The following is a 4,635-nucleotide window of genomic DNA, read 5'->3' as shown; positions in this document are numbered from 1 at the left end:
CGCCCCCCGCCCCGCCCCGTCACCGCGCCCCCGGCCTTCCGCCGCAACGGCCCCGGCCTCGCCCTGGCCGCCCTCGGCGTGGCCACCGCCTGGGGCGTGCACGCCGCGGTGCCCGCCGTTCCCCGGCTCACCGCCGCCGTCGCCCTCGGTGTCGCCGCCGCCCACCTGCCGGGCCTGCGCGGGCTGGTCCGCGGCGCCGCCCGGCCCGGGCTCTCGCTCGCCGGGCGGCGGCTGATGCGGATCGGCATCGTGCTGCTCGGCTGCAAGCTCAGCCTGCACGACGTGCTCGGCCTCGGCTGGGCCACCGTCGTGATGGTGCTCGCGGTGGTCGCGGCCACCTTCACCGGCACGCTGTGGCTGGGCCGCCGCCTCGGCCTGCCCGGCGACCAGCCGCTGCTGGTCGCGGCCGGGTACTCGATCTGCGGGGCCTCGGCGATCGGCGCGGTCGGCGAGGCGGCCGGCAGCAACGAGGAGGACGCCGCCACCTCGGTCACCCTGGTCACGCTCTGCGGCACCCTGGCCATCGCCGTCCTCCCGCTGCTGCACCAGCCGCTCGGCCTGGACCCGACCGGCTTCGGCCGCTGGGTCGGCGCCAGCGTGCACGACGTCGGCCAGGTGGTCGCCACCGCGCAGACCGGCGGGCCGCTGGCGCTGCGCGAGGCGGTCCTGGTGAAGCTGATGCGGGTGGCGCTGCTGGCCCCGCTGGTGGCCGGTGTCGGACTCGCCCTGCGCGAGCGGCGGCGCACCGCAGGGCAGGGGGCGGGGACGACGGCCGCGCGCCGGCCGCCGGTGGTCCCGCTGTTCGTGGCGGGCTTCCTGCTGGTGGTCGTGGTGCGCAGCGTCCTGACGCTGCCCGACGGCCTGCTGGACGGCGCCCAGCAGGCGCAGGAACTCCTGCTCGCCGCAGCCCTGTTCGGTCTCGGCAGCGCCGTCCACCTGCCCACCCTGGCCCGCACCGGCGGCCGGGTGGCCGCGCTCGGGCTGGCCTCCTGGGTGGTGGTCGCCGGGGTGTCGTACGCGGGGGTGCTGCTCACCACCTGACGGCGTCTGCGGCCGGGCCGGCCGGCGGGGTGAAAACCGCTGAGCCCGCCGCACCCGCTCGGTTAGAGTCGGCTGATCGGCCACGACCGATGCCCGTCGGTGAGGAAGCCGCCCCAGCCCGAAGGAATCCCTACCATGTCCGAACTGCCCAGCCGGGACGGCCAGCAGACCCCCGCGACGCTCGACCGGCGGGACGGGCCGTACGGGGAGGTGGTGCTGCGGCAGCGCGGTGAGCACTACGAGATCATCGCCAACGGCTGCTTCCTGATGGACACCGCCGACGGCCGCTCGGAGCGGCTGCTGGTGCAGGCGGCCCTGGACGAGCTGGGCGGTGCGGCGCGGGGGGCCCGCCCGTCGGTGCTGATCGGGGGCCTCGGGGTGGGTTTCTCGCTGGCGTACGCGGCCGCCGAACCGTGCTGGCGGCGGATCGCCGTGGTCGAGCGGGAGAGTGCCGTCATCGACTGGCACCGCGGCGGCCCGCTCGGCGCGTTCTCGGCCGGGGCGCTGGCCGATCCGCGGGTGGAGGTGCTGGCCACCGACCTGCTGGCGTACCTGGCCGGGCCCGGGGAGCGCTTCGACGCGCTCTGCCTGGACATCGACAACGGTCCCGACTGGACGGTCACCGAGGCCAACTCCGGTCTCTACGGCCCGGCCGGACTGGCCGCCGCGTACGGCAGGCTCACCGAGGGCGGGGTGCTGGCGGTGTGGAGCGCCCGGCCGTCCGCGTCCTTCGAACGGGCGCTGGCGGAGGCCGGGTTCACCGGGGTCCGGACGCTGGAGATCGACGTGGTGCGCGGCGTGCCGGATGTCGTCCATCTGGCACGCCGCGCGTGACGCGGGCCGCTCGGGCCGCTGTCGAGGCGGCTACTTCAGGCCGTTGCTGACCGCGGTCATCAGCTCCCCGTTGGCGGTGTCACCGTCGAAGGACCAGACCATCGCGCCGGCCAGCCCCTGGGACTTGATCCAGGCGGTCTTGCGGGCGATCTCGGTCGGGTCGTCGTAGGTGTAGAGCACGCTGCCGTTGTAGATGTACGAGAAGCCGGCCACCGGGTCCCGGTAGATGGTGTAACCGCCGCTCGTGGCCATGTCCTTGAGCTTGTGGTAGTCCTCGTACCCGGGCTCGTAGGTGCCCGGGCCGGGGCCGGTGGCGGTCTGGAACAGGCCGTTGGTGGTGCCGCGCGGCACGCCCGTCCAGCCGCGGCCGTAGAACGGGATGCCGAGGGTCAGCTTGCTCTTCGGGGCCCCGCCGCCGACGTAGGCGTCGATGGCGATCTCCGAGCTGAACCTCTGGTTCGCCGGGCTCGGGTCGCCCGCCGCGAGCTTGATCGCGGACTGCTGGTTGGTGACGGTCTCCCAGCCGCCGTGGTAGTCGTAGCCCTGGATGGTGGCGAAGTCGAACGCGCCGAACAGGCCCGGGATGTCGATGCCCGCGGAGACCTTCAGCGGGTCGGCCGGCAGGAAGGCGCTCAGCGTGTAGTGCTTGCCGGTGGTGGCGCCCAGCGCGTCCAGCTGGCGGCGGAACTCCTGGGCCAGCAGGGTGTAGTTGGCCTTGTCGGCGGGCTTGTAGATGTTGCCGAGGTGGCCGTCGGAGTTGGGCCACTCCCAGTCCAGGTCGATGCCGTCGAAGATGCCGGCCGCCGAGCCCGCGCCGCCGCGGCCGTCGATCACCGGCAGGTTGCCCTTGATGTACATGTCGATGCAGGAGCTGACCAGCGCCTTGCGCGAGGCATCGGTGGCGGCGGCGTCCGAGAACCACTTGCTGTAGGACCAGCCGCCGATCGAGATCTGCATCTTCAGGTTCGGGTACTTCACCTTGAGCTGCTTGAGCTGGTTGAAGTTGCCCGCCAGCTTCTGGTCCCAGGTGTCGGTGGTGCCGGCCACCGAGGTGCCCGCGTCCCAGCCGCGGCCGAAGTCGGCCCAGGCGTCACCGGCGCCGTCGCCCGCGTTGGGGTCGGAGTCGTTGCCGGCGGCCTTGTTGGTGATGAAGCACTGCTTGGTGGTCGGGTGGATGTTGGCGAAGGCGTAGTTCAGCGTGGTGAGCTTCGCCGCCGTCCCGGAGGTGTCCAGCTGCTTCACGCTGTAGCCGCGGGCGTAGATGCTCCACTGCGTGAAGTAGCCGATCTTCAGTCCGCCGCCGGGGATGCCGGTGTCGGGCCGGGTCCGCGCGCTCACCGGCGCGGAGGCCGGGGAGGTGTTGCCCGCGGCGTCCCGGGCCTTGACGGTGAAGGTGTACGGGGTGTCCGGCGCCAGGCCGTCCACGGTGGCGGTGGTGCCGGTGACGGTCTTCGCCACGGCGCCGCCGCTGTAGACGTCGTACGCGGTGACGCCGACGTTGTCGGTGGCGGCGGCCCAGCTCAGGGAGACCGAGCCGGAGCTGGTCCCGGTCACGGACGGGGTACCGGGCGCGGTGGGCGGCTGGTTGTCGACCGGCGGGGTGGGCACGGTGACGGTGACCGGGCCGGCGGCGGCCGAACGGTTCCCGGCCGCGTCGAAGGCGACCACGGTGAAGGCGTGCGCACCCGCCGAGAGACCGGTGACGGTGGCCGAGGTGCCGGTGACGGTGGCGGCCTTGGCGGCGCCGTCGAAGACGTCGTACCCGGCCACCCCCACGTTGTCGGTGCTGGCCGTCCAGGAGAGCGCCGCGCCGCTGCCGCCGGACAGTGCGCCCTGCAGACCGCCCGGCACGCTCGGCGCGGTGGTGTCCGAGGGCGCGCCGGCGCACGGCTGGCCGTTCAGCTTGCAGTTGGCGAGCGGCTGGTAGGCGCCCGAGTAGGCGATGTTGAAGCCGAAGTTGTACGAGGCCCCGGGCGCGATGACCGGCTGCCAGCCCGGGTTCTTCACCGTGACGTGCGAGCTGGCGACCGTGTAGGTGGCGTTCCACAGCGAGGCGACGCTGTTGCCGCTCGGCAGGTCGAACTCCAGGGTCCAGCCGTTGATGGCGGTGGAGGTGCCGTTGTTGATGGTGTAGCTGCCGCCGTAACCGGAGCCCCAGTCCTGGTCCTTGGCGAAGGTGGCGGTGGCGGAGGCCGCGTGCGCCGAGGTGGCGGGCAGCGCGAGGGCGATGAGCGGGGCGATGAGGCTTCCCGCGGCGAGCAGGGGCAGCCGGGACCGACGTCTGCGCATGAAGGGCTCCTGTCCGGGAGCGCGCCCGGGCCGTGGCCGGACGGGCGGGCTCCCCTACCTGTGGGGGGAGGTGCCAGGTGCAAGGGTGATGCGCGCCCGGGCCGTCGGGGACGGCCGCGGGCCGAGGTGCCGGGCCGTCGGGGTGCCGCGGAGGTCCTCTGTCATAGGAGGGTAAAGAGCCGGGGCAGCAGTGGCAATAGGTCTGGACCAGAGCGTCCGGTGCGGGCTCCGACCGACGCGTCGCGCCGGAACGCCGAACGGCGGCCGGGCAGTTGGTACTGCCCGGCCGCCGTCCGCGGCGCCGCTGGGTCGTCCTGGTGGCTCAGCCGAAGGGGCTGTACGCCGGCGGCTCGGGGGCCGGGGGCTCGGCCGCCGCGGCGGCCGCCGGGGCGGCGGGTGCGGGCGGCGCGAACGGGTTGAAGTCCGGCGGGGGCACCCGGACCGGCGTCCCCTTGCCCGGTGCCGGCGCGG

General features: G+C 74.1%; 3 protein-coding genes. 2 read left to right on the top strand and 1 reads right to left on the bottom strand.

All coding sequences use genetic code 11. From position 1 onward, the window contains the following. The first annotated feature begins 63 nt into the window (after positions 1-63). Together AA75_RS15000 and AA75_RS14995 are read left to right on the top strand one after the other, a co-directional pair. Complete coding sequence (locus AA75_RS15000; RefSeq protein WP_033820514.1) at positions 64-1,041, top strand: YeiH family protein; 978 nt, start codon at positions 64-66, stop codon at positions 1,039-1,041. Between the two features lie 135 nt (positions 1,042-1,176). Then, complete coding sequence (locus tag AA75_RS14995; protein ID WP_051812427.1) at positions 1,177-1,875, top strand: spermidine synthase; 699 nt, start codon at positions 1,177-1,179, stop codon at positions 1,873-1,875. A 30-nt stretch (positions 1,876-1,905) separates the two neighbouring features. Here AA75_RS14995 and AA75_RS14990 read toward each other — a convergent pair whose 3' ends face one another. Next, on the bottom strand, positions 1,906-4,164 hold the full coding sequence (locus AA75_RS14990; RefSeq protein WP_033820504.1) for a glycoside hydrolase family 18 chitinase: 2,259 nt from the start codon (positions 4,162-4,164) through the stop codon (positions 1,906-1,908). Positions 4,165-4,635: the final 471 nt, after the last annotated feature.

Origin of the sequence: Kitasatospora sp. MBT63, assembly GCF_000710465.2 — a bacterium.
Taxonomy (GTDB): Bacteria; Actinomycetota; Actinomycetes; order Streptomycetales; family Streptomycetaceae; genus Kitasatospora.
Note: the sequence above shows the minus strand (reverse complement) of the source record. Positions and strands in the feature narration are given on the sequence as shown.